This window comes from Clostridium sp. CTA-6 (genome assembly GCF_054768115.1).
Window position 1 is genome coordinate 56,452 of the sequence record NZ_BAAAAU010000004.1, and the last position, 26,535, is coordinate 82,986.

Consider the following 26,535-nt stretch of genomic DNA (forward strand, 5'->3'; position numbering starts at 1 on the left):
GTATGTCAATAATATATTATTGTAATTCGATAATATATTATTGATTATGGATAAAAAACTGTAATGATTTTTAAAAAGGCAAATTTTAATCTACCTAATGTTGGATATATTTCCATAATAATTTTATTTCATCTACAAGTAGTGAGAGTTTACGTTATAATATAAATAATAATATAATCTGTATATAGAGTTTGTAAATATAATGAATAAAATGACATGGAGAAGCGCAGCATTAACTAGATATAAAAGGGAGATGAAAATCATGAGAATAATGCATACCTCCGATTGGCACCTAGGAAAGAACCTTGAAGGATTTAGTAGAATGGATGAGCAGGAAAGATTTATAGAGGATTTTATTAACATTGTGGATAAAAATAATATAGATATGGTGATAATAGCTGGGGATATATATGACAATGGGAATCCCCCAGCTAGAGCAGAAAAAATGTTTTATGATTGTATAAAAAAAGTAAGCAATAAGGGAGAAAGATTAGTTTTAATTATAGCAGGGAATCATGATAATCCAGAGAGATTAGTTGCTGCAAGTCCTTTAGCTTATGATGAGGGAATAATACTTATGGGTACCCCTAAAACTATAATTCCAAAGGGAAAGTATGGGGATTTTAAGGTAATAAATTCAGATTTGGGATGTTTAGAAATAGAGGTAAAGGGAGAGAGGACAGTAATTATATCTTTACCTTACCCTAGCGAAAAAAGATTAAATGAGATATTGTCTAAAGAAATGGACAATGATGAAGATAGAAGAAAAACTTATTCAGAAAGAATAGGAGAAATATTTTCTAATTTACAAGAAAAATATTATAAAGATGACACTGTTAATTTAGCTATTTCTCATATATTTGTAGATGGATCAGAGGAAACAGATTCTGAAAGACCTATACAATTGGGAGGAAGTTTAGCAGTAGATGCAGACAAGTTACCTAAAAAAGCTCAGTATATAGGACTTGGACATCTTCATAAACCACAAAAGGTAAGGGGATTAGGTAATGCCTATTATTCCGGTTCACCACTGCCCTATAGTAAAAGTGAAAGAGGCTATAGTAAAGGGTGTAAGATAATAGATGTACATCCAGGAGAAAAAGCTATTATTGAAGATGTTTATTTTAACAACTATAAACCTATAGAGGTATGGAGTTGTAATGGAATAGAAGAGGCTATAAATAAATGTAAAGAAAATAAAGAAAAGGATATGTGGCTATATTTACATATAAAAACAAAGGAATATATAAGTACGGAAGATATAAAAGCATTAAAAGAAATAAAAAAAGATATAGTGGAGATAGTACCAGAGATAGAGGAAAAAAGGGAAGAAGTTTTTAAAGGAAATATAAAAGAAAAATCTATGGCAGAATTATTTAAATCCTTTTATTTTAATCAAAGAGGAATAGAGGCTAATGAAGAATTAATGGATTTATTTTTAAGTATAGCTCAAGAGGAGGATGCACATGAAACCGAAGAAACTTGTGATTAAAGGTTTAAACAGTTTTATAGAAAAGCAGGAAATAGATTTTGAAACTTTAGTTAATAGAGGTTTGTTTGGTATATTTGGCCCTACGGGCAGTGGAAAATCCAGTATATTAGATGCTATAACTATTGCTTTATATGGAGATATAGCAAGGGATAGTACTCAGTTTATAAACTTAGATACAGATTCCTTATTTGTAAGCTATGAGTTTGACATAGCCTCAGTGAACAAAAGAGAAGACTATATTGTTTCTAGAACAGTAAAAAGAGATAAAAAAGGTGGTTATAAGACTACTGCAGCTAGGTTAGTTAAAAATAGTGAAGGTGAAGAAGAAATAATAGCAGATAAGCCTAGAGATATACAAAAAAATATAGAATCTATAATAGGTTTAACCGCAGAAGATTTTACTCGTTCAGTAGTGTTACCTCAAGGTAAATTTAGTGAGTTTTTAAAGTTAAGTGGGAAAAGCAGAAGAGATATGTTAGAGAGAATATTTGGACTAGAAAAGTATGGCAAAAAACTTTCAGAAAGAATAAGAAAAGCAAGAAATAAGGAAATATCCTCTTTAATATTAATAGAAGGAAGATTAGAACAGTATAAAGATATATCCAAGGAAAAATTACAAGAGCTAAAAATACAATATGAAAATTTATTAAAAGAGAAATCTAAAATAGCAAAAGAAAAAGAGGAAATGGATAAGCTTTATGAAAAGTATAAAAATATATGGGAACTTCAAGAAGAGTTAAATGTTTATTTAAATAAATTAGAAGATCTTAAAAAAGGGTTATTGGATATTGAAGGGAAAAAAGTAAAAGTAGAAAAAGGAAAGAATGCCTTAAATGTTAAACCCTATATAGATGAGATCAACAAAATTGAAAGAGATAAAAATATAAATGAAAAGGAATTAAATGCTGCAATAGAGCAGTTAAAAAATATAAATTTAAATTTGAAAAATTTAGAGGATGAATATAAGAAAGCATCAAAGGATAAAGAAGAAAAAATCCCTTTATTAATGCAAAAAGAAAATAATTTACTACAGGCTATAGAAATAAAGAAGAAGGTTGAAACTATAAAGAGAGAAAAGGCAACTTTAGCACAAAAATATAAAGAAAAAGATGCTTCAATAAAAAATAAAAATATAGAGAAGAGAAATATAGAAGATAATATAAATAAAATTTCTGAGGAAATAAAATTAAAAGATGAAGAAACAAATTCATTAAAAATAGATGGGGATAGAAGGGAAAAGATACAGAAACTATATGAAATAGATAAAGAATATAAAAGATTAAATTTAGAAGTTTATAATATAACAGAAAAAATAAATAAAAAAATAAAAAGTTTAAAAGAGTATGAATTAAAGTATAAAGACACATTAGAAGCACAGAAGGATATAAATAAAAAATTAGAATATGTTTTAGATAAAAAAGAGGAATTAATAAAAAACTCTCATGGAAGTAATGATATTTTGCTTGATAAAAAAGATTACATAAATAAATTAGGTGAAACTTTTAATAATTTAAATAAAATAAATGATAAAAAACAGGAATTAAAAAAAAATCTAAAAGAAAAACAAGTAGTAAAATTAAATTTAGAAAAACAGCATAAAGAAATATTAGAAATATTAAAGTTTAAAGAAGAAACGGTTGTGAGTCTAGAGGGAAAAATAAAAGATATAGAAAAAATGGATATGGCCTTTATATTAGCTGCTAATTTAAAGGATGAAGAACCTTGTCCTGTATGTGGATCTATGCATCATATTAAATTAGCTAAAAAGGTTGATATAAAAGAATTAGAAATTTTAAAAGAAGAACATAGTACTATTTTTAAAGAATTAGAAAATATAAAAATAGAAGAAAATGAAAAAAATATACTTTTAATTTCTATGGAAAAAGAAGAAGAATTAATATTAAAGGAATTAGAAAATTTAAAAGAGCAATTAAAAAATAGAAACTTAAAGAATTTAAGAGAAGAACTACAAAAAGAAAAAAATGATTTTCAAGAATTAAATAAAAATATAAAGTCCTGGGAAGAAGAAAAATTAATATTAGAAGAAAATATAAACAGGCTACAAAAAGAAAAAAACCATATAGATAAAGAGGAAGCTAAAAATCATGAAGCTATATCAAAGGAGAAAGAACTAATAGCTTCTATAAAAAAGGACAAGGAAGAAAGAGAAATATTATTTAAGGGAAAAGAAAAAGAATATTTAAATTTAAAAGAAGAAATTAAAGTTTCTAATGTGGAAGAAGAAATAAGCAGAATTAGAGCTTCTGATAAAAAAATAGAGGAATATAATAAGGTTATAAAAAATAAAAGAGAAATTTTAGAGAGTGAGAATAATAAAAGAGAAGAAATAATTAAGCACATAAATACTATGGAAATAGAGTTAGGCAAAATAATAGAAGCTGGAAAAGAAAAGAAAAATTTTATAGACAAAGAAGAGGGGGAAATAAAAAAATTAAATGTAGGAGAGATTTCTAAGGAACATTTAGATGATGTAAAAAAAGCTATAGAGAATATAAAGGGAAAAGAAGAAACTTTAAAATCTAAGTTAGAGTTAGAAGGTAAAAATAGAGAAGTATTATGGGAAAATAAAATAAGTAAGGAACAAATAAAAATTAATCTAGAAAAACTTTATAATGAAAAATTTATTCAGTTAAATAAAGCATTAGAGGAAAATAAATTCCATACTTTAGAAGATGCAAAATTAATGTTAATATGTAAAGAAGAAATAAAGGAATTGGAAAAAGAAATAGAAAAATTTGAAAAAGAGTATAATAATTTAAATATGAATATAGAAAGAGTAAATAAAAAATTGAAGGGGGAAAGGATAGAGGAAGAAAGCTGGAAAGATATAAGGCTTAAAAAAGAAAATAAGGAAAAAGAACTAGAGGATATAATTAAAAACATTGTAATAGAAGAGAAACTTATAAGTGATATGGAAAGTAATATAAAGGCACTAAAGGAACTATTAGATGAAAAAGAAAAGGTATCTCATAAAAAAGCTTTGTTAGAAGATATAGATAAACTAGTTCAGGGAAATAAATTTGTAGAATTTGTAGCTATGAATCAGTTAGAGTATATAGTTTTTGAAGCTTCTAAAAGACTTAAGGATATAACTAGAGGAAGATATGCATTAGAATTAGATTGTAATGGGAACTTTACTATGAGGGATGATTTTAATGGAGGCGGTATAAGACCTACAAATACTTTGTCTGGTGGGGAAACCTTCTTAACATCATTGGCGCTAGCTTTGGCGCTGTCTTCACAGATACAGCTAAAAGGAAGCTCCCCTTTAGAGTTTTTCTTTTTAGATGAGGGATTTGGGACTTTAGATAGTGAGCTTTTAGATACAGTTATGACTTCTTTAGAAAATTTAAGAAGTGATAGATTAAGTGTAGGAATAATAAGTCACGTAGAGGAACTTAAAAATAGAGTACCAATAAAACTTATAGTAGATCCTGCGGTGCCAGGAGAGGGTGGAAGTAAAATAAAAATAGAGTATAGCTAATGGTAGACAAAATATGGAGGTAATTAGATGAAGAAATTAGAAGAGAAAATATTATACAAGGGTAAATGGATAAGTTTTAAGGAAATAAGTTATTTAAATAATGAAGAAGAGATTTTAAAATGGGAGGCAGTAGAGAGAACTAATACAACTAAAGCTGTGGTTATTGTGGCAAAATTAGTTCCAACAGAGCGATATGTATTTATAAAACAATATAGACCAGCTATAGATAATTATGTTATAGGATTTCCTGCGGGATTATTAGAACAGGAAGATATTGAGCTAGAGGCTAAAAGAGAATTAAAAGAAGAAACAGGTTATATAGGTAAGGTTGTGGATATAAGTCCAGAGATAAGACCTAATCCAGCTTTATTAACAGATTATACTATATTAGTTCAAATGGAAATTGATGAAAATGATGAATTGAATAAAAATCCTAAACAAGAACTAGAACCTTCAGAGGATATAGAAGTTATATTAGTGTCTAAAGAAGAAAGTAGAGACTTTTTAATAGAACAAAAAAATAAGGGTGTAGATGTGGGGGTAGGTCCTTGGTACATATTTGGATTTAAATTATAATTAACTGTTTATTAAGTGAATATAGTTTTATTTTTTAATTTAAATATAAAAAATAAGGTGTTTCAAAATAGATTTTATATTATATGTATTAAATTTAAATCTGTTTTATTATGAAACATCTTCTTTTTTTGATTCATCAAGTGAGCAAAAGGGGCTTAAAAAATTTTATCTATATTTTAATTAAATTATAAAGTATTTTTATAGAGTTAACTTATATAAAATATATATATGAAACCTTCATAGTTAATGAAAAATATATAGAAATTAAAAAAATATATAACATTTGCATAATTTCCATCAAAAAAGAAATGAAATAAAAAATTCACTAGTGTATAATTGGGATATAATTAAATATAGTAACATATTATTAACGAAACTAGAATCCATTGATAAATAAGAGGTTGACACATCATGAAAATATTTATATATTAAATAAAAAGAAGGTTTTTATTCATTTGTTTAAAATATTTGCAAAATAAAATTTTAGTTTATATATTTTAAAAAAAATAAATAAAATTTTATTGATAAAAATGCAAGTTTTCATTCAATGTGTTTCATAGCTGCTACTAATAATATAAAAACTTAGTACAATATACTTTAAAAAAATAAAAAAATTTAAAGAAAATATAAATATAATTGCTGCGTAATACAAAGTAACTTAATAAAAAAATAAATGGGGTGTTAATTTTATGTTTGACAGCGGGTAATATATTAAATTTCCCAATAAATGAATATTTAAAAATTAATTATTCATTTACCTAAAAATAATTACTAATAAAAATATTTTTTAAAAGAATAAACATATAAGTATGTATGTTATAGTAAAAAATAAGTTTAATTTTATTTTGGAGGTTTTTATTTATTATGCATCTTAAAAAGGAAAATGTAAAAAGATTGCTTTTAGTAATGATGGGAAGTTTAATATATGCCATAGGAGTTAATATGTTTCTTATTCCTCATAGATTACTAAGTGGGGGAGTTGCTGGTATCGCAATAATGCTTCAATATTTAACTAGTATACAATCAGGATATTATATCCTTCTTATAAATATACCTATATTCCTTATAGCTTTTAAGGAAGTAGATTTAGACTTTGGTATTTTCAGCTTTGTTGGAATGATAAGCATGTCTTCATTTTTAATTTTAAGTAGAAATTATATGGACTTTTACGTTATGAATGATATTTTACTTTCTTGTATATGTGGGGGCGTTCTAAGTGGAGCTGGTATGGGACTAATATTTAGAAACAGAGCTTCACAAGGAGGAACAGATGTAATATCTGTTTTAGCAAAAAGGAAACTTGGAATAAAGATATCAACTATAGATTTTATGATAAATTGTGTTGTAGTTACTATCGGTGCTTTACTAGGAAGTTTTGAAGTAGCTATTTATACAATGATATCTATGTTTGTAAAGTCACAGGTTATGGGAAAAGTTATAGAAGGCTTTGATGGTAAGAAAATACTATTTGTTGTGACAGATCATGATGAAGAAATAAAGAAACAATTATTAGAAAAATTAGGAGTAGGTGCAACTATTATGTATGGTGAGGGTGCTTACTCTGGAGCAAAAAGAAAAATAATATATTGTATTATGACTAGCCAACAAATAGTAAAAGCAAAAAAAATAATAGAAGATTTTGATGAACATGCATTAATATCTGTATCTAATACTACAGAATGTCAAGGTGGAGGTTTTAAAGCAGCGGCCTTTTAAAAATAAAAAAATAATAAGATTAATTATTAATTGAGAAAATAATGAGGGTTTATATTAAAATGCTTTTAATATAAACCCTTATTTTTATCTTTAATTAGTGGCTAGCTTCAAAGCTTCCACAATCTGTGGATTCAACACTTGCAGCCTCATGTGTATGCTTAGTTACTTGGATTTTGTTAAGTGTACAATAGTCTGTGCTTTGAGCGTGATATTTACATTCATGAACACTACATCCTATACTATCATTATGATTCATATTAAATTACCTCCTACAAATTGAAATGTTTTTTTATTTCTCTATTATTATTTGATTATAGATTTTTTTTATGTGTAGAAAAAATAGTAAATTATTTTTAAAATAATATTGTAATTTAAAAATAAATGTGATACATTATATTTAAACATATGAACAATTATTCATGTGTTCACATATAATATTAATTAAGATACAGTAAAGGAGAACATAAATATGGATAAAGAAAGACAGATAGATACTTGTACATGCAATGTAATTCACCATGATGTAGTAGATAAAGTTAAAGATAATATGATAGAAGAGGATAAAGTACAAGATTTAGGAGATTTTTTTAAGGTTTTATCAGAACCAACTAGAATAAAAATTTTATATGCATTGTCATCATCAGAAATGTGTGTATGTGATATTTCAAATCTTCTTAATATGACACAATCAGCAGTGTCTCATCAACTTAAAGTTTTAAGAACAGCTAGACTCATAAAATTTAGAAAAGAGGGTAAAGTTGTTTATTATTCATTAGATGACTCACATGTAGAAAATGTATTTAAGCAAGGATTAGAACACATAATGCATAGATAAAATTAAGTTTAATATTTTATTGTAATTTCAGAAATTTTGATTTTTTAATAACTATTTTAGAAGGATGGTGGGAGTATGATTATAAAAAAGAAATTGCTTTTAAAAGGCTTACATTGTGCCAATTGTGCAGCAAAAATAGAAAGAGCTGTTCAAAAGCTAGATGTAATAGAGGAGGCTACCTATAATTTTAATAATTCAACTTTAATTATAAACTTAGAAGAAGTTCATAAAGATAGCATTATAAAAACAGTGCAGGAAATAGTAGATAGAATAGAACCTGGAGTAAAGGTGATAGATAAAGAAAATTTAAAAAGGAAGGTAGTACAGGCACCTGTTAAAAATAGTAATAATTTGAACGTGCAGAATAATAAAGAGGAAAATTTAAAATTAGATAAAAAAGAAAATAGTTATGAGCATAATCATGATCATAATCATAATCATGGACACAGTCATGATGGAGAAGATAGTGATGCCTTAGAAAAGAAGACTCTTATAAGAATTATTTCAGGAGTTATTTTATTAATTTTAGCTACCGCATTTAAATCTAGAGAAACTTTATCTATAGGTTTATATTTAGCTTCCTATGTATTAATTGGAGGTAAGGTAATATTAAGTTCTATAAGAAATATATCTAAAGGACAAGTATTTGATGAAAACTTTTTAATGGCTGTTGCAACTGTAGCGGCTATAGCAGTAAAACAGTATCCAGAAGCAGTAGCGGTTATGCTGTTTTATGAAGTAGGAGAGTTCTTGCAGGATAAAGCTGTTAACAAATCTAGAAAATCTATAACAGCACTTATGAATATAAGACCTGACTATGCTAATTTAGTTAAAGGTGAAGAGATAGAAGTAGTTTCTCCAGAAGATATTAATATAGATGATATTATAATGGTAAAACCAGGAGAGAAAATTCCGCTAGATGGTATAGTGATAGAGGGACAATCTTCTGTGGATACATCAGCTATAACAGGTGAATCTTTAATAAGTGAAGTTGCAAAAGATAGCAATGTATTAAGTGGATATATAAATAAAAATGGAGTTATAAAAATAAAAGTTACAAAAACCTTTGAAGAATCTACAGTTTCAAAAATATTGGAATTAACAGAAAATGCATCAGCTACTAAAGCAAATACAGAAAAATTCATAACAAAGTTTGCCAGATATTATACTCCTGTAGTTGTTTTTGCAGCTTTAGCTCTAGCATTAATCCCTACACTAGTACTGAAAGATCCAGATATATCTAAGTGGGTTTATAGAGCAGCCGTATTTTTAGTAGTATCTTGTCCCTGTGCTTTAGTAATATCAATACCTTTAAGTTTCTTTGCTGGTATCGGAGGTGCATCTAAAAAAGGTGTTTTAATAAAAACAGGAACAGCATTAGAAGCTTTAAATGATGCAGATACAATAGTATTTGATAAAACAGGAACTCTAACTAAAGGTGTATTTAAAGTATCAAAAATTGAGCCAGAAGAAGGAGTAAATTCAGAAGAATTAATAGAATATGCCGCTTATGTAGAAAGTTATTCTAATCACCCTATTGCAAAATCTATACTAAAATATTATGAAAAAACCATAGATAATAAAAGAATAGAAAATTATGAAGAAATAGTTGCAAGAGGTGTAACTGCTTATATCGATGGCAAAAAAGTTTATGCTGGTAATAATAAATTAATGGAAGAATTAAATATTAACTACAAAAAAGCTCCGGAGGATGGGGTAATCCTTTATATAGCATTAGAAGATAAATATATAGGTTATATAGTTATAAATGACGAAATAAAGAAAGATTCAAAAGAAACAATAAAATCATTAAAAGATATAGGCATAAAAAAAGCAGCTATGCTTACAGGAGATAGAAAATCTACAGCCAATAATATAGGGACATTCCTAGGAATGGATGAAATATATTCAGAACTTTTACCACAGGAAAAGGTAGAAAAGATGCAGTCTTTAAAGTCCCAAACATCTAAAGATGGAAAAATTGTTTTTGTAGGTGATGGAGTAAATGATGCTCCAGTATTAGCCATGTCAGATATAGGGGTATCTATGGGAGGATTAGGATCTGATGCAGCTATAGAAGCATCTGATTTAGTTTTAATGTCTGATGAACCATCAAAATTAATAGATGCTATAAAAATAGCTAGAAAAACTCATAAAATAGTATGGCAAAATATAATTATAGTTTTAATAATTAAGTTTGCAGTACTAGCTCTAGCTATAATGGGAAAAAGTACTATGTGGATGGCTGTTTTTGCAGATGTAGGAGTTGCTTTAATAGCGGTAATAAATGCTTTAAGAATACTAAAATAAAAATTTACTAAAATTATAACTTTCTAAAGAACAATAGAAGTGAATGATTTTAAATAAAGATATCTATATAATCATATTTAGATTTATATGGTTTTAATTAAGTAATTTTTAGGTTCAGATGGAGTTGCCTTAGAATAATTACTTTTCTCCATCTGAACATTATTATTTATTAGAGAGCAATAAATATAGAAGATTAATTTTTATGAAAACATAAAAATATCAAATTGTATAAATAAAAGTATACTTATGAGAAATTATAAGATAAGCATTGTGTGTTTCTATATATTTTTCAATGGATGTTATGTAAGAATAAAAGGTTTAATAATTCAATAAAAAAATTAAAAACAAATGAAAATATTTCTAAAAAACATTGACTTAAAATTTAGGCTGTAATATAATTATAAATGTTGAAAGAAAATAATTGAGGCTTCTTGGTCAAGCGGTTAAGACGCCACCCTCTCACGGTGGAATCAGGGGTTCGACTCCCCTAGGAGCTACCAGATTTGAAGAAATGCTGCAAACACTAGTGTTTGCAGCATTTTTTTATTTAGAGTGGAATTTTTTATGCTTGATACCAGCATTTTTTAGTATACTAGTTTATGATTTAGAAAAATTATTTTCATTAATAGGCAATCCAGTATTAGTTGTAAATACATAATCAGTATCATTATAATAATTGCCACATTTTAATTTATCAGCTTTTTTATTTTAGATTCTTTATCAAATAATTTAATTAAGTTGCTAGGAATAGGAACAGAACATATAGAACTTTTACTTTTAGGTGGTTGTTTTATTACTTTCCATTCCTTTTTATTATCCTCCACATGGTGGATATATTTATGGTAAATATGTAAGATATTAAATTTAAAAGGTACTTATATAATGGGAGTACCTCCTTTTTTATGAATTATGATAAAATTTTTAAATGAAATAAATGAATTATAGGTAGATTTTCAAGACAATTAGAATATTAAATTAAGAAAATACTTCTATATAATAAGTTATATTTAAAATATAGAATAATGCATGAAAAAGTACGAATATGCAGGATAAAAAAAGAAGGAGTTCGATTAACTGTGAAGAATATGGATATTGATAGTAAAAACATAAAATAAAATAGACAAATAGGAGGAAGCAACATGAAAAAAAAGGCAACTTTATTAAGTATCTTTCTAGCTGCATTTATGACTTTATTATTAAATGTAGGTAATGTTAAGGCTGCAGCAACTGGGCAAGATATAGTAAACTATGCCAAACAATTTCAAGGAGTTCCATATGTTTGGGGAGGTAAGTCACCAAGTGGATTTGATTGTGCAGGCTTTGTATACTATGTATATAAAAATGCTGCAGGTATAGAATTGCCAGGAGATACATATGGACAGATTACAAAAGGTACTCCAGTATCACAAAGTAATTTACAACCGGGAGATTTAGTATTTCCACATACGGGTCATGTAGGCATATATGTTGGAAATGGGCAAATGATACATGCTCCAAAAACAGGAGATGTAGTAAGAATTGCACCAGTATATGGATTTTATGCAGGTAGAAGAATTATAAATAAACAACAATCTTATGTTAAAGTAGATGGTTGGGGAGCATTACCTCATAATGGTACCTCCGCAATGAATTTAATAATAAAAGATTACTCCGATGATGTAGCTAGGGTTTTTGCATGGGTTGACAATGATTCAAATTCATCTTGGGCATTTGAAAAAGTACCAGAAAATGATAAGTATACAAAATTGTATAAAGGAACAAATAGGTATATAAATTTTAGAAATGGTGGACAACCTTTCACACCTGGTGCAAGTTACAAAATAACAGTTAGAGGTTATGATAATAATAGAAAGGTTATATGTACAGAAACTATAAGTTTAAAAGTGCCAAATGCAATAACAAATTCATCAGCTAAACCAGTTTTATCAGGTTCATTTACTGTAACATCATCAACAGTAGCAAGAGATTATCCAAGACAAAACGGTTCAGTAACTAGAAATTTAAAAAAAGGTGATAAAGTAGATGTATATGCGGTATATGGAGATTGGTATTTAGTTGCAAGAGGAACTCCTCAATGGGTAGAGAAACAATATTTAACAAGATAGATAATTGAAAGCAGTCCATAATTGGGATGCTATTTTTTATTATTTAAAGGAATTTTTAGTATTTATAGAATATTAAATATAATAGCTTTCTATAAGTTATACATAAACCTCTACATAAAAAAAGAACCCCATTTTATTACTGGAGTTCAGGCTGCTGATAAACATATTTTGTTAACAGCCTGGGGTGGCAATTACGATATTGCTACCTGAATCTTTTCCACACTAGTTTCAAATGTCCTTGATTTCGTACAAAATATTATAACCATAAACAGAGTAATATCAACGGATACAGGTATGTAAAAATTTTATTAAACTTTGCAAAAACAAATTAGGGGTTCGATTCCCCTAGGAGCTACCAAATTGTAAGAAATGCTGTAAACACCAGTATTTGTAGTGCTTTTTTTATTTTAAATTTTAAAGCTGGGTACTGCTAAACACTATAATTTAATATATATTTATTTATTTTCAAGATTTTGTTTTTGAGCTGCAATGGTTAATAAGATAGTTCCTACTGCGGCAACGAGATTTCCAAGTACATTTAATTCGTTGGCATTTTTCCCTCTAGATAGTTCTAAGGCTATTAAATTAGCAAGGAGAGCCAATTCTTCAGGGCTTATACAATTTAGATCCTTCATATATATAACTCCTTTTATAGTATATACTATATTAAATGATATACTATAAAATTTGGTTAATGAAATATCCTCATTAATAATAAAAAGTCGATTATTTAGTATATAAAGATGATAAATATATAATAAAATTTAGAGTAATTTAGAAGTGTTTATTAATTTGGATGCTTTTAATTATTTGTAAAAAATAAGTATTAGGAAAATTTAGAAAAAAATATTGACAACCCTTAGGATGTGATATATAGTTTTATTAAGTGGTATAGTTTACTACTTAATAAAACTATTTTTACTATTTATTATTATATAGGGGATATTCTTATTTACGCCTCTTTATTTTATTTTTATTTAAAGGATTTCTATTAATATAGGGGTCTTTTTTTTATTTAAAGGATTTTTATTAATGTAGAAATCTTTTTTATTTCAAATTATATAAAAAGAGTATTAGATAGTTTAGAGAATATAGTACTACAAGAATATAATATTTTTCATTTAATAAAGTGAAGAATTTAATAAAGTTATAACTTTAGTTGAATATAATAATATAAAGAGAGGAGGAGTAGACTTGAAACTAACTTATGTATTAGATACTAATGTTATTTTGTATTCACCAGGAGCTATATTTTCTTTTGCTGATAACGATGTAGTTATACCTGAAGTAGTTTTAGAAGAATTAGATAGCTTTAAAAAAAATAATAATGATTTAGGGGCTAATGCTAGGTATGCGGCAAGAATAATAGATAAATTAAGAAAAAATGGAAGTTTAATAGATGGTGTAGTGTTACCTGGTGGAGGAACTTTAAGGGTGCAAATGAATCATTATGATGTAAAATTGCCTCCATCTTGGGATAAGAGTAAGCCAGATAATAGAATAATACAAGTTTGTAAAGGATTAAAAGAAAAAGGGGAAGAGGTAGTATTAATTACAAAGGATACTTTTGAGAGGATAAAGGCAGATACTATTAATATAGATGTAGAAGATTTTTATGAAAAGGTAGTACCAGAATATGAAAGTCAATATAAAGGAAGATGTGAAGCTTTTGCATCTCACAATACTTTAGAAAATTTTTATAAGAATAAATATATAAATGTAGAAAACCTATTTTTTTATTCAGAGGAAAAGAATGATTACTATAAAGCAGAAATTAATATAAATGAATTTATATTAATTAAGTCTATGGAAAATCCAAAACAAACAGCGCTGGGAAGATATAATGGAGAAAAAGTTGTTCCTCTTTTTTACAAAGATATCAAGCCTTTAGGAATAAGTCCTAGAAACATAGGACAAAAGTTTATGTTAGAAGCTCTTTTAACAGATTCTAAAAATGCACCATTAGTCATAGTAAAGGGACCTGCAGGTACAGCTAAAACTTTATTTTCTCTAGCCACAGGACTTCATAAAGTTATGGAAGAGGGAGAAGAGGGATATAGAAAGCTTTTAGTATGTAGGCCTAATGTAACTATGGATGAAGATATAGGCTTTTTACCTGGAACAGAGGAAGAAAAAATAATGCCTTTTATGCGACCTATTTTTGATAATTTAGAGATCTTAGTGGATTCTGATGAAAAGGAAAGATATAAAAATGAAAAGGAATTATATGATAAAATAAAAGAGTTATTTGATAGAAGAATTATAACTACAGAAGCAGTAGCCTATTTGAGAGGTAGATCTATAGTAAAAAATTGGGTTATAATAGATGAAGCTCAAAATTTAACACCAAAACAAGTTAAGGCTGTTATAACTAGAGTAGGACAAGGAACGAAACTTATATTAGTAGGTGATCCAGATCAAATAGACCAACCATTTTTAGATTCTAGGTCAAATGGTTTATGTTATGCATCAGAAAAAATGAAGGGAAGTAAACTTTGTTATCAAGTAACATTAAAGGACCATGAATGTGAAAGATCACCATTAGCCTATGAAGGAGCAAAGCGATTATAAACAGAGTTCTTGGCTTCAGAGGAAGTTATTACTTCCACTGAAGTTCATTAACAGAATTCTTAGGAGTTTTACTCCTTAGAAGTCGTTATCCTTTAGGGAAAATCGTTATCCAGGGACATAGCCGCTCTTTACTCTTAACTTTAAGAAGATGGGAGTATTAGAGCGGGTAGTCATCGGATAAATTTTATACTATAGATAAGTAAAGGGTGTCTCAAAGTTAAATATATTTTGAGATGCTCTTTATATTTTATGTAATATAATTTATTTTAATGAAAATTATGGTGATTACTGTATAAATAGCTTTAATTTGGACAATTTATTGTGGTTTAAAGAAAAATTAAATGAATTTTAGAAAGTTTTACAATATTTCATAAAGCTTACTATTTAAAAAAATTTATATTTAGTGTACAATAATGAAAGATGTAAAATAAAGAGAAAGGAATTTTTAGATGGAAAATAAAGAGAAAAAGTCGAAAAATAAGAAATTTTCTTTTAAAATATTTTTATATTTTATAATTTTTGAGTTGTTTTTTACAGCAGCTACAGCGCCCTTTATAATATTTCATGGGCCTTTTAAAAATGTTAAGAAAACTATGGTGGGAGCAGCTATGACTACTTTAAGCCATCAATATATAGCTAAGACATTTTTGTCAGATGCTGAAATAAAAGAGATACTAGGTGAAGATTCTATACAAACTATAAAACAAGATAAAAATTCTGTACTAAAATTTGAAAATAAACATGATAGTACAATAGAAAGATATGATATAAGTTACGGTAAAAAGTTTAAGGGATATATGTTAGTAGTTCATGATCCAACTAGAGTAAAGGTTGGATATAGTTCAAAATTAGGGGTACAGGGAGAACTTACAAGTCAGATAGCAAGAAACAAAAGAGCTGTTGCAGCTATTAATGCTGGTGGTTTTACAGATAAATCAGCTAATAGCAAGTGGACAGGTACCGGTGGAAATGTTGAAGGAGTAATAATTAATAAAGGTGAAGTTAAATACAATAGTGATAAGCAAGGAAACTTTACAGGAGATGTAGCAGCCATAACTAAAAAGGGAGCTTTACTTGTAGGTAAACATAGTTTACAAGAATTAAAAAATTTGAATGTACAAGAAGCCATAACTTTTGGACCAGCTTTAGTAGTAAATGGACAAGGTACCATAACTTCTGGAGATGGTGGATGGGGAATGGCACCTAGAACCGCCATTGGACAAAAAAAAGACGGAGCTATACTTATGCTGGTTATAGATGGTAGGCAAGCATCTAGCTTAGGGGCTACCTTAAAAGATGTACAAGATATCATGTTACAATATGATGCATATACTGCTACAAATTTAGACGGTGGATCTTCAACTACAATGTATCATGAAGGTGAAGTTATAAATAATCCTGCCAATTCTTTAGGCGAAAGATCAGTACCATCTATTTTGTATGTTGAACCTTAGGAGGAAAATATGAAAGTAGTAAAAAAAATAATATTATGGGTAATGATTTCATTAACGTTACAATTCGCAGGATTGTTTTATATTGATAAATATTTTTTAGCATCAGGGGGAACTAAGATAAAGGCTAAAAAAGTTACAAATACAGGAACGGAAAATAAAGATTATGATGTAAATATACCAGAAAACGTAGAAGAGTTAGATGTATCCTTTAATGGAAAATATATTTCTTATTTTAAAGATAATAAATTGAATGTAATCAACACTAAAAATGGTGAAAAAAAGAATATTGAGTTTGAAAGTAAAAAAGATAGATTAGAATATATATGGCTTTCAGATAGAAATAGAATTATATATACGGAAAATAAAGAAGGACAAGTATTGCTAAATTCTTATGATGTAGATAAAGATCAAAAGGATAAAATATGTGAATTCAATTTTGAAAGTTCAAGTGCTAAAATTGAGGATATAAAAGCAGCACCACTTATGAATTTAATATATGTTAAGGTAAATGTTGGTGGAAATAATAATAGATTATATAGTGTTAATATAATGAAAGAAAAAGATAGAATAGATATAATGACAGAAGCGGTTGGAGACATGAATATAGTTCCTCATGAAGATATATTGATTTATGAGGATAAAATAAATAAAAAGATTTTTGCTACACATAGTGAATCATCCATAAATATAGAAGGCGTAAAATCACCAAAATTGTTATCTATAGATGATAACGATAATGTATATATAGGAGAATTACAGGAAGAAAAAGTAGTAAAAGTTTATTATGGTAATGTAAAAAATAACACATCTACTTGGAAATCATTAGATATACCTAATGGAGCTAAAGTAAAAGATATTTATGTTTCACCACTAGGAAGCGTATATGTAAATGATGACTTAAGGGGTGTTATAAAAGAGATAAGCACAGGAAAAGAGACAAAGTATTCTGGAGTTATGATGAAGATGTATATAGATGGAGTAGCTTCTATTAGTGATGGTAAGTTAGTAAAAACTAAGTTTAAATAATAATATAAAATCCAAGTGTACATGAAAATAATTAAAAAGGATTATTAGGTATAATAAATTTGAGGTTGTCTCAAAATAAAATATATTTTGAGATAACCTTTTTTTCTATAATTCTATTTATAAGATGAATTTTCTAATACAAATAATAGGGTATAGCCAATATTTTTATAAAATATATAACAATTTGGTTATTTTTTTTTACAAAATTGTTAAAAAGTATAAATTATATATAAAGCTATTCGATACTATAAATATAAAGAAGTATTAAATTAAATATTAAATGTCATTTAATTTAATATTTAATGGTAAGGGGTGAAAGATATGTTAAAATTTAATGAACACGTACTGACAACTACTAATAACAATAATAATAAGGTTACTGTGGCTCCAGGAAGTTGTTGCTGCTGCTCTTGTTGCTGTTGCGTTAGTGTTAGTGTAGGTGGCGGTTCAGCATCAACAGGTGGCGGAGCAGCTGCTGGACAAGGTGGAAATTAATAATTTTATCTTGTACAAGCATCTTTCACAATTCAATTATTTAATAATAATTTAAACCCAACTAGCCAGGTGATTATAATTTAATATTATTTTATCACCTGGCTAATATCATTTAAATATTTAATTTATATTTAAGATTTAAAAATATACACAAGGAGCTAAAAATGTTACTAAAAAACTTGAAGAAACAAAAAGTAAAAAAGCAAAAAAATACTGATATAGAAAATAGAATGCTTATTCATTTTAATACTCAGTATTCTAGTATATCACCCTATGCTGATAGTACTGTGGTTAAAACCCCAGATACAGTAATAAAAGGGAGTTTATACTCTAAACATAACAGATTTGTAAGTGAAGAATATCTCTTAAATTATAGATCTAACAATAATAATTTAGGATTTAGAACAGGAGTAGCAAGTTTTTTCCAAAGGGATGCTGCTTTAACTTCTGTAAATTTAAATATGGAAGAAGAAGGGGAAGATATTATAGAACTTCCATCTTTTAAAAATATAAGAGTAGGTTTATCAACAGCTATAAAATCCAGACGGAGTGTAAGAAGATATTCTAATAAATTTATGTCTTTAAATGATGTGGCAAATATACTTTACTATACTCAGGGGATATGTGATGAAGTAGAACCATATAATCTTGAAAGTAATGAAAAAAAAATTAAACTGCGAGCTAATCCATCCGCAGGAGGGTTATACCCTATACAATTATATGTATATATGAAAAATATAAAAGACCTAGAGGATGGCGTATATACATACTATCCTTATTCTCATAGTCTAAAACCTATTAAAGTGAATAAAGAAAGTTTAAAGATAGATAAGTTCGCAGAATTTGGAACTTTGAATTCTGAAAATGCAAATATAATTGTTTTTTATGTATATAATTTCTTGAAAAATTCAAGAAAATATGGGGATGGAGGTTTTGCTTATGCATTAATTGAAACAGGAGAAATTGCTCAAAATCTGCAACTAGTGTCTACGGCTTTAGGTTATGGAGCTTGTGATATAGGGGGATATGAAAAACAATACATAGAAGAGCTTTTAAATATAGATGGAGTATTAAAACATGTAGTACATATGACTGTTGTAGGTTGGGAACAGGAGGATTAATTATGGAAAATAATACCATATACAAATTAAGCAATAATTTAAGAATATATGATAGCGGTGAAAATGAAATAAGATTTAGAAGTGGATTGTGGAACTATAATGAAGCAGTTTTAGACTTAAGCTCAGAGACACCAAATTTTATAAAAGCTTTTAGAATTATTATAAATGATTTGAAAAATAATAAAGCTTTTTCAATGAAATATTTAGATAAACATAATCTAAATGACCAAGAGAAGAATAATTTAATTAATGTTATAAGCTCTTTAAGTGAAGCAGGTATGTTATGTAGTGAAAATGAAAAAGACAATGAATTTGAAATGTCAAAGGTATTATTAGGGGATTTTAGATATAATCTTAATAAAAAAGAGGGGGAGCCCCAAAAAGTATTATTTATATCAGATAATGATTATGCTAAAGAAACTGCTAAAAGTTTATCTGATGGAATGAATATGAAATTAGATTTATGTGCAAAAGAAACTATAGATAATATAATTTCTATAGATTTAACTTCTAATTTGGATGCTTTAGAAAAAAAATCAAACACAGAGAATCTAAAAAATAAATTAAAGAATTACTCTAGCATATTAATATGTATGGGTCACATTAATATGAATTTATTTAGAAATATAAATAGAGTATCTATAGAACTTAAAAAACCTATTATTATGTCCTTTATTGATGGCCCATTTATAACTATTTTAAGTACATTACCACCTAAAACGGGATGTCTAGAGTGTTTTGAACAAAGAATACTATCAAGACTTGAAGATCATGTTTTATATCATAAATTTATAGAAAGTGACTTCAAAACTAGTGAAAAACCTCATAAATCCATAATTCCTTTATTAAATATTATGACTAATATGTTGATATCTGAAGGGTTTTTAATAAATAATTTTAATACTTGTAAAATTGAAGGTAGGGTACTTAGTATATTTGTACCTACTTTAGAAATACAAACTCAAGATTTATTAAGAGTACCATTTTGTCCTGCTTGTGGAAATATATCAAAGGCTAAGTTAAGTGAAATAAATATATCCACTAGAAATATTGTGGATGAAATTTTAGAAGATATTAATTCTTAACTAGGAGGCTTTGAGATGATAAAATTTTACCCAAGTTTTAATAATATATTAGAGAACTTTAAAGCTTTATCAGGAAATCAAAGTGGTATATTAGAAGCATCCTGTATGCCTGTAGTTAATTTTAATAGTGATGTGTTTTTGAAAAGTATAACAGGAAACATGCCAGATTATCATAAACAAGTATTTAATAAGGATGTATCTATGCAATATCACATAATAGGTTATGGATCCCATTATGAGGAAGCTTTAATTAAATATACCGGTGAAAGTATTGAAAGGTATTCTAGTATTATGGGACCTACACTATTAAAGGATAAGATTATATATAAAAGTTATAAGGAATTAAGCAAAAATAATAAAGTGATGCCTTTAAAATATATAGATGTATTTACAGAAAAACAAATAAAAAAAGCTAAAGAATTAAATGTGGCTATTTGTGATAAAAAAGTAAAAGAAGATGACATAATAGGATGGATTAAATGCCCTTCTTTATTAAACAAAGGTGAAGAAATATATGTACCAGCAAAAATGATGTTTGTAGGCTATGAAGAGGATAAAAGTAAAGGAGAAATGAATTTTATACCATCCTTTAGTACAGGTACTGCAGCTCATAAAAGTTTTAAAAAAGCTCTTTTAAATGCTCTAATTGAATATATTCAAATTGATTCTTTTATGATTACCTGGTATACAAAAGGGAAATGTTCTTTAGTTAAAATAGATGATGAAAATGTGCTTAAAGTTTTAGAAGATGTAAATCTAGGAGAAAATTCTCCCTATGAAATAATACCTGTATATATGGCTTTAGAGGAATGCCCTATACATAATTTTGGAGTTTTTTTAAGAAGAAAGGATAATAAACTTCCTTATTTACTATTTGGTGTACAAGGAGGATTAGATGCTTCGCATGCTCTAACTAGAGGAATAATGGAAGCAGCTTCAATATCCTATGGAGCATATTTTAATACGATTTATAATAAAAATATGCTAAATAATGTGATGAAAGATGATCATAAATTTTTGGATTTAGATTCAAATGTGCTATATTATTCTCTTCCAAGCAAAATTGAAGAAAAAAATAAACTAGTAGAAGAGTTTATAGAGAATGAAATTAATTTAAGTTCTTTAAATAAATTAAATATAGAAGATGTAGATGAGCAGATAAAGACTTTATTAAATTATTTAAAAAATATGAGTGAATATGCAGTATATTTAGATTTAACGCCGCCAGAAACTAGGGACAAGGGTTGGTATGTTATGAGAGTTATGATTCCAGAATTAATTGAAATGTGTATACCAGAGTTTCCCTTTGAAAATCATCCAAGAATGAAAAAATATGGGGGGGTAATTAATGAACATCCGCACCCAATGCCTTAATTTATTAATACTATTAGTTACCTTTAATCCGATAGTATTAACTCAGTTATTTTTAAATAATGAAAAATCCTACAATGAATCATTGAAAAAAAGCCTTAAAATACTAGCTATAATTTATATAATAATACTCATGGGGATATTTGTTATTTCCCAGGAAAAATTTTATATAAATATAGATAATAATTACTATTGGTATATTATTGCTGTTATATTTGTACCATTAACTATAATTTTGGAAATAATTGTAGGATATATTGTGATAGGTATTTCTGATAAGATCCTTCCCAAATTTAAAATATCCTTGGCATTTACAAAAACCAATATTAATGTCATTATATTATCTGTTTTTATAGGTATTTTTGAAGAAGTTGTATATAGACAATTATGGTTTAATATTTTATTTAAAGATTTTAAGTTACATATAGTGGGAGTTTTTATTATTACATCCTTTGTATATGCCTTAAATCATATATTTTTAGGTAAACAGGTATTATTTCAAAAAATACTAGCAGGGGTTGTTTATGGAGGATTATTTTATTTTAGTGGATTTAATATATTAATTCCTATAATAACTCATTGCTTAGAAAATACAGTCATTCTCTTGAAAGGTTGATAAGTTTATGAGTTTATATTTTAAAATTTTAGTATTTATTTTAATGAGTATGTACATAGTACTGCTTTATTTACCTATTAATATTAATTATAAAAAATTTAAATCTATAAAAAAATTATGTTTAAATTTAGGTGGATTTATAGGAATATCACCAACTAATTGTTGGAAATTAATAAAATATATACATTTATTAATTATAGGTGTAATACCCATGGCATACTTTTTATACAAAGGTTTTGTTAAAAGTTATAACATATATACCCAAACAAATATAATTGAGTCTTTTATTTTGATAATATTGTCTTTTATAGGGGTTTTAGAAATAAGCTTTTTTATAATTATAGTTATTATTTCATATTTAATGAAAAAGGATAGTAGAAAAGAAATGAGTAAGGTATCCTGGATAAAATTTAATAAAAGATATCCATTCCATACAGGAATAGTTAAACCAATAATATATGCTTTCTTTGAAGTGATTCTTTATTATTATGTAATGTTATATATATTTAATGATTTTTTAGAATTACCTCTTATATATTCTATTACTGGCATAGCAATATTATATTGCGTAAGTAAATTAGTTTTTACAAAAAACAAAGAGCAAGCCTTAATATATGGAATTTGGGCCTTTGTTTTAAATTTTATTGGGTCTTGTATAATGATTTACAGTAATTCCATCATTCTTACTCTTATTCTATATTTATTTTATTCATTTATAATAGCTTTTAAAGAATAAACCTTAAACATTATACTTTTAGAGAATAGTAAATCGTATATTTTATACAAGAAATGTTATATGAAAAAATATACACTATATCCTTTTATCATATGTATAAAATATTATAAATGTTTATTTTGCACGATTACTGTAGGAGATATTACAAAGGAGATGATCTTATGAATATTGTAGAAATAAAAAATCTTGAAAAAAAATTTGGACAAAATACTGCCGTTAATAACATAAATTTAGCTGTTAAAGAGGGACAAGTCTTTGGATTTCTAGGGCCAAATGGGGCAGGAAAAAGTACTACTATAAATATGATTTGTGGACTTTTAACTCCAACTAAAGGTGAAATATTTATCTTAGGTAAGAAAATGGACAATAAAGCTAAGGATTTAAAAAATAATATTGGCATTGTTCCTCAAGATATAGCTATATATGAGGATTTAACTGCCTATGAAAATGTAGCTTTCTTTGGAGGTCTTTATGGTATAAGAGGACAAGAACTAAAAGAAAGAGTAAAGGAAACCTTAGAATTTGTTGGTTTATTAGATAGAGCAAAGGATTTTCCATATAAATTTTCTGGTGGTATGAAGCGTAGATTAAACATTGCTTGCGCTCTAGTACACCAACCTAAACTTATTATAATGGACGAGCCTACCGTAGGTATTGATCCCCAATCAAGAAATCATATCTTAGAGTCTATAAAAAAGCTAAATGAAAGAGGGTGTACAATAATATATACAAGTCATTATATAGATGAAGTAGAACAATTATGTACAGATATAGCTATTATTGATAAGGGAACTATCATTGCTAAGGGTAAAAAAGATGAACTAGTAGAAAAATATTCGGACTTAAATATGGTTGTAATTAATACTGAAAATTTAACTAAAGTAGATATAAAAGCATTAAAATCTATAGATGGCGTAATAGAGGTTAATATTAAAGAAAATACTATTGAAATTACAAACAAGTCATCTGATAATTTGGATGATATAATCATGTACTTTTTAAAGAATAAAATTAAAATAAAAAATATAGAAAATAAACATAGTGATTTAGAAACAATATTCCTTAAATTAACTGGCAAAAAATTAAGAGATTAGAGGTGACCTCTATGAAAATATTAAATATATTAAAAAAAGAAATACTTCAAAATTTGAGAGATAAAAAATCTATGCTTTTAATGACCTTGTTTCCTATGCTTTTAATTACTATACTAGGAACGGTTTTTTCAGGAAATTTTGCATCTACAATTAATATCCCAGAGATTAATGTTATGTATTCTATAAATAAGGATGTAAAAATAGATAAAAACTTTAAGGATTTTACTAAAGAAATTGAAAAAACTATGAAAGTTAATTTTAAAGAAACTAAAGATGAAAAGGATGCTTTAGAAAAAATAAGTAATGGTAAAACTGATGTATATATAAAGATTCCAAATGATAAAAAAATATATATTTATGAAAATAATTTGCGAGCATTTAACTCCCAATTAGTTAGTACTTTGTTGGATGCTTTTGTGGATAAAGTGAATATGACAAAAGAAGTGGCATCAAAGAATCCAATGGCTTTGTCTAAAATAAAAGTTAATACCTCACCTAATTTTGTAAATACAAAAACTATAGATGGTAAATATTCTCCAAGGGGAATAGATTATTATGCTGTTACTATGCTTACTATGACTATTTTATATGGAACAGCAGTAGGAGCTATGAGTATTGCTAGTGAAATAAAAAGAAGAACTTATAAAAGATTAATCTGTAGTAATACCTCACCTTTAAAAATATTATTTTCAAAAATATTAGCTTCTTTTTTGGTTATAGCCTTTCAAAGTTTTTTAATATATTTGTTTAGTAAATATATTTTAGGGACAAATTGGGGGAATAATAAATTAGCTTTGGTTTCTGTGGTAGCATCTTTAATATTTATGGCAGTATCTGCAGGGGTTTGTATAGCTAATACTATAAAAAATGAAGGGGTTATGTCTATAATTATATATATGTTCGTACCTATTTTAACTTTCCTCGGAGGAGGTTATGTACCTTTAGAACCAATAGGAAGCAAAATGTTAAATTCTGTATCAAATATATCACCACTTAAATGGAGCAATGATGCTATATTTAAAATTATTTTTGGCAATAATCTAAGTATATTTGGCATAACTATGCTAATTAATATAGGGGCTGGAGTTTTATTTTTATTAATAGCTATATTATTTCCAAGAAAGGATGTGATATAAAATGAAACAAGTATTTTTATTAACCAAAAGTATTTTAAAAAGAACCTTTAGAAAAAAGTCTAATATAATAACCTTTATATTACTTCCTTTATTGGCTGTATTTATAGCTTTATTTTTAAATGCCTCTGGAACTTCTTATAGCAAAATAGGAGTGGTAGATTTAAATGAATCTTATTTATCTAAAGATATGATAAAATCAATAGATTCTAAGAAAAATTTTGTTGTAGTTAAAGTTTCAAAGAATAATATGAATAAACAATTATTGGATAAAAAAGTAGATTGTGTAGTAGTTATTCCTAAGGATTTTCATAAGGAAATAATAGAGGGTAATTTTAAAAAACTAGATATAATATCTGTTAGAGGAGAAGATATTACTTCTTGGATAAAAAATTATTTGAATTATTATATAGATACTCTTAATAATATAAGTACGGTTTCTAATAAGAATGAAAAAACTTTTAAAGATATGTATGATGGATTTAAAAAACAAGATTTAAAGCTTAATTATAAATCTATAGGAGATAAAACTAAGAGTAAATCCGTAACAAAACAAAGCATAGGGTTATTACTTGTATTTATGCTTATAGCCTCTAGTACAGCATCATCTTTTATATTAAGGGATAAAGCTAATAAAACATATTATAGAATATTTTGTTCTAATATTAGTAAAAGTAAATATATAATAGCTAATGTAATAGCTAATTTTATAATTTTTTTAATACAGATATTTGTAATTTTGTTTATGTCATTATATGTTCTGAAACTTAATTTTTATATAGATACAAAGATAATGTTTATAATATTATGTTCCTTCGGATTTGTATCTATTGGTTTTGGAATAATTATTGCAGCTTTTTCTAAAAGTCTTAATCAATCATCCTATTTATCAAATATACTAATAACTCCAACGTGTATGCTATCAGGATGCTTTTGGCCTTTAGATATGATGCCAAACTTTATGCAAAAATTAGCTAATATATTTCCTCAGACCTGGATACTTAAAACTATAGATTCTCTTCAACAAGGGAAGAGTTTTAATGAGGTTGTTTTATATATTGGTATAGTAATTTTATTTGCAGTAAGTTTTTTTATTATAGGAATATTAAAATTAACTAAGGATGAAAACTTAAAAAGTATTTTTTAAGATATAAAAAATAAATGTTGATAAAAATTTTTAAATAGGTTTTTATTAAAATTAGTGGACTAAAATAAAATTAGTATGTTAATATTTGTAAAGTTATAAAAGCATTTTGAGAATTTTAAAGTTGATATAATGTGAATATATGAATAT

23 protein-coding genes and 1 tRNA gene are annotated in these 26,535 nt (G+C 26.6%); 21 read left to right on the plus strand and 3 right to left on the minus strand.

Going from position 1 to position 26,535, the window contains the following annotated elements; translation table 11 throughout:
• Nucleotides 1-262: 262 nt before the first annotated feature.
• The 4 genes from ACYUDJ_RS07410 (at nucleotide 263) to ACYUDJ_RS07425 (ending at nucleotide 7,289) form a co-directional block, all read left to right on the plus strand.
• Nucleotides 263-1,492: an exonuclease SbcCD subunit D gene (locus ACYUDJ_RS07410; RefSeq protein ID WP_042386105.1), complete on the plus strand. Its 1,230-nt coding sequence runs from the start codon at nucleotides 263-265 to the stop codon at nucleotides 1,490-1,492.
• The gene (locus tag ACYUDJ_RS07415; protein WP_043031271.1) at nucleotides 1,467-4,997 is read left to right on the plus strand and encodes an AAA family ATPase; all 3,531 of its coding nucleotides are present in this window, start codon (nucleotides 1,467-1,469) and stop codon (nucleotides 4,995-4,997) included. The genes ACYUDJ_RS07410 and ACYUDJ_RS07415 overlap by 26 nt, the downstream gene beginning before the upstream one ends.
• A gap of 27 nt (nucleotides 4,998-5,024) precedes the next feature.
• Complete coding sequence (locus ACYUDJ_RS07420) at nucleotides 5,025-5,573, plus strand: NUDIX domain-containing protein (RefSeq protein ID WP_003488364.1); 549 nt, start codon at nucleotides 5,025-5,027, stop codon at nucleotides 5,571-5,573.
• An 864-nt stretch (nucleotides 5,574-6,437) separates the two neighbouring features.
• Nucleotides 6,438-7,289, plus strand: coding sequence for a YitT family protein (locus ACYUDJ_RS07425; RefSeq protein WP_003488366.1), 852 nt, complete (start codon nucleotides 6,438-6,440; stop codon nucleotides 7,287-7,289).
• A gap of 94 nt (nucleotides 7,290-7,383) precedes the next feature.
• On the opposite strand, the gene ACYUDJ_RS07430 is transcribed toward ACYUDJ_RS07425, so the two are convergent.
• Complete coding sequence (locus ACYUDJ_RS07430) at nucleotides 7,384-7,545, minus strand: DUF1540 domain-containing protein (protein ID WP_003488367.1); 162 nt, start codon at nucleotides 7,543-7,545, stop codon at nucleotides 7,384-7,386.
• Between the two features lie 213 nt (nucleotides 7,546-7,758).
• Here ACYUDJ_RS07430 and ACYUDJ_RS07435 point away from each other — a divergent pair, with 213 nt between their 5' ends.
• From ACYUDJ_RS07435 to ACYUDJ_RS07450, 4 genes are all read left to right on the plus strand, one after another.
• Nucleotides 7,759-8,124, plus strand: a complete 366-nt coding sequence (locus ACYUDJ_RS07435) for an ArsR/SmtB family transcription factor (RefSeq protein WP_003488369.1) — start codon at nucleotides 7,759-7,761, stop codon at nucleotides 8,122-8,124.
• Nucleotides 8,125-8,199: 75 nt separating this feature from the next.
• Complete coding sequence (locus ACYUDJ_RS07440) at nucleotides 8,200-10,434, plus strand: heavy metal translocating P-type ATPase (protein ID WP_003488371.1); 2,235 nt, start codon at nucleotides 8,200-8,202, stop codon at nucleotides 10,432-10,434.
• A gap of 425 nt (nucleotides 10,435-10,859) precedes the next feature.
• Nucleotides 10,860-10,934, plus strand: a tRNA-Glu gene (locus ACYUDJ_RS07445).
• 11 nt (nucleotides 10,935-10,945) lie between these two features.
• Entirely contained in the window at nucleotides 10,946-11,092 is a 147-nt protein-coding gene (locus ACYUDJ_RS07450; RefSeq protein ID WP_154698160.1) for a hypothetical protein, read from the plus strand.
• Nucleotides 11,093-11,120: 28 nt separating this feature from the next.
• Here ACYUDJ_RS07450 and ACYUDJ_RS07455 read toward each other — a convergent pair whose 3' ends face one another.
• Nucleotides 11,121-11,258 carry a site-specific integrase gene (locus tag ACYUDJ_RS07455; RefSeq protein ID WP_003488373.1) on the minus strand — a complete coding sequence of 46 codons (138 nt, stop codon included), beginning with the start codon at nucleotides 11,256-11,258 and terminating at the stop codon, nucleotides 11,121-11,123.
• Nucleotides 11,259-11,573: 315 nt separating this feature from the next.
• Here ACYUDJ_RS07455 and ACYUDJ_RS07460 point away from each other — a divergent pair, with 315 nt between their 5' ends.
• The gene (locus tag ACYUDJ_RS07460; RefSeq protein WP_003488375.1) at nucleotides 11,574-12,539 is read left to right on the plus strand and encodes a C40 family peptidase; all 966 of its coding nucleotides are present in this window, start codon (nucleotides 11,574-11,576) and stop codon (nucleotides 12,537-12,539) included.
• Nucleotides 12,540-12,994: 455 nt separating this feature from the next.
• On the opposite strand, the gene ACYUDJ_RS07465 is transcribed toward ACYUDJ_RS07460, so the two are convergent.
• Complete coding sequence (locus ACYUDJ_RS07465) at nucleotides 12,995-13,174, minus strand: hypothetical protein (protein ID WP_003488379.1); 180 nt, start codon at nucleotides 13,172-13,174, stop codon at nucleotides 12,995-12,997.
• Between the two features lie 559 nt (nucleotides 13,175-13,733).
• On the opposite strand from ACYUDJ_RS07465, the gene ACYUDJ_RS07470 reads away from it, so the two are divergent.
• From ACYUDJ_RS07470 to ACYUDJ_RS07525, 12 genes are all read left to right on the plus strand, one after another.
• Nucleotides 13,734-15,110 (plus strand): PhoH family protein, encoded by a 1,377-nt coding sequence (locus ACYUDJ_RS07470; RefSeq protein ID WP_003488381.1) that lies wholly within the window; start codon nucleotides 13,734-13,736, stop codon nucleotides 15,108-15,110.
• Nucleotides 15,111-15,559: 449 nt separating this feature from the next.
• Nucleotides 15,560-16,564 (plus strand): phosphodiester glycosidase family protein, encoded by a 1,005-nt coding sequence (locus tag ACYUDJ_RS07475; RefSeq protein WP_003488383.1) that lies wholly within the window; start codon nucleotides 15,560-15,562, stop codon nucleotides 16,562-16,564.
• 9 nt (nucleotides 16,565-16,573) lie between these two features.
• Nucleotides 16,574-17,590 (plus strand): hypothetical protein, encoded by a 1,017-nt coding sequence (locus ACYUDJ_RS07480; RefSeq protein ID WP_003488385.1) that lies wholly within the window; start codon nucleotides 16,574-16,576, stop codon nucleotides 17,588-17,590.
• A 321-nt stretch (nucleotides 17,591-17,911) separates the two neighbouring features.
• Nucleotides 17,912-18,085: a clostridiolysin S gene (closA, locus tag ACYUDJ_RS07485; RefSeq protein ID WP_003359769.1), complete on the plus strand. Its 174-nt coding sequence runs from the start codon at nucleotides 17,912-17,914 to the stop codon at nucleotides 18,083-18,085.
• 164 nt (nucleotides 18,086-18,249) lie between these two features.
• On the plus strand, nucleotides 18,250-19,206 hold the full coding sequence (locus ACYUDJ_RS07490; protein ID WP_043031275.1) for a SagB/ThcOx family dehydrogenase: 957 nt from the start codon (nucleotides 18,250-18,252) through the stop codon (nucleotides 19,204-19,206).
• Nucleotides 19,207-19,208: 2 nt separating this feature from the next.
• Complete coding sequence (locus ACYUDJ_RS07495; RefSeq protein ID WP_043031277.1) at nucleotides 19,209-20,291, plus strand: streptolysin associated protein SagC; 1,083 nt, start codon at nucleotides 19,209-19,211, stop codon at nucleotides 20,289-20,291.
• Nucleotides 20,292-20,306: 15 nt separating this feature from the next.
• Nucleotides 20,307-21,665 carry a YcaO-like family protein gene (locus ACYUDJ_RS07500; protein ID WP_043031279.1) on the plus strand — a complete coding sequence of 453 codons (1,359 nt, stop codon included), beginning with the start codon at nucleotides 20,307-20,309 and terminating at the stop codon, nucleotides 21,663-21,665.
• On the plus strand, nucleotides 21,640-22,278 hold the full coding sequence (locus ACYUDJ_RS07505) for a CPBP family intramembrane glutamic endopeptidase (protein WP_042386110.1): 639 nt from the start codon (nucleotides 21,640-21,642) through the stop codon (nucleotides 22,276-22,278). Before ACYUDJ_RS07500 ends, ACYUDJ_RS07505 begins: the two co-directional genes overlap by 26 nt.
• Before the next feature lie 49 nt (nucleotides 22,279-22,327).
• Nucleotides 22,328-23,014: a SagF family protein gene (locus tag ACYUDJ_RS07510; RefSeq protein WP_242867296.1), complete on the plus strand. Its 687-nt coding sequence runs from the start codon at nucleotides 22,328-22,330 to the stop codon at nucleotides 23,012-23,014.
• 161 nt (nucleotides 23,015-23,175) lie between these two features.
• Nucleotides 23,176-24,108 (plus strand): ABC transporter ATP-binding protein, encoded by a 933-nt coding sequence (locus ACYUDJ_RS07515; protein ID WP_043031283.1) that lies wholly within the window; start codon nucleotides 23,176-23,178, stop codon nucleotides 24,106-24,108.
• An 11-nt stretch (nucleotides 24,109-24,119) separates the two neighbouring features.
• Entirely contained in the window at nucleotides 24,120-25,244 is a 1,125-nt protein-coding gene (locus ACYUDJ_RS07520) for a SagG family ABC transporter permease subunit (protein WP_043031285.1), read from the plus strand.
• Nucleotide 25,245: 1 nt separating this feature from the next.
• Nucleotides 25,246-26,388 (plus strand): ABC transporter permease, encoded by a 1,143-nt coding sequence (locus ACYUDJ_RS07525; protein ID WP_043031287.1) that lies wholly within the window; start codon nucleotides 25,246-25,248, stop codon nucleotides 26,386-26,388.
• The last annotated feature ends 147 nt before the right edge of the window (nucleotides 26,389-26,535 follow it).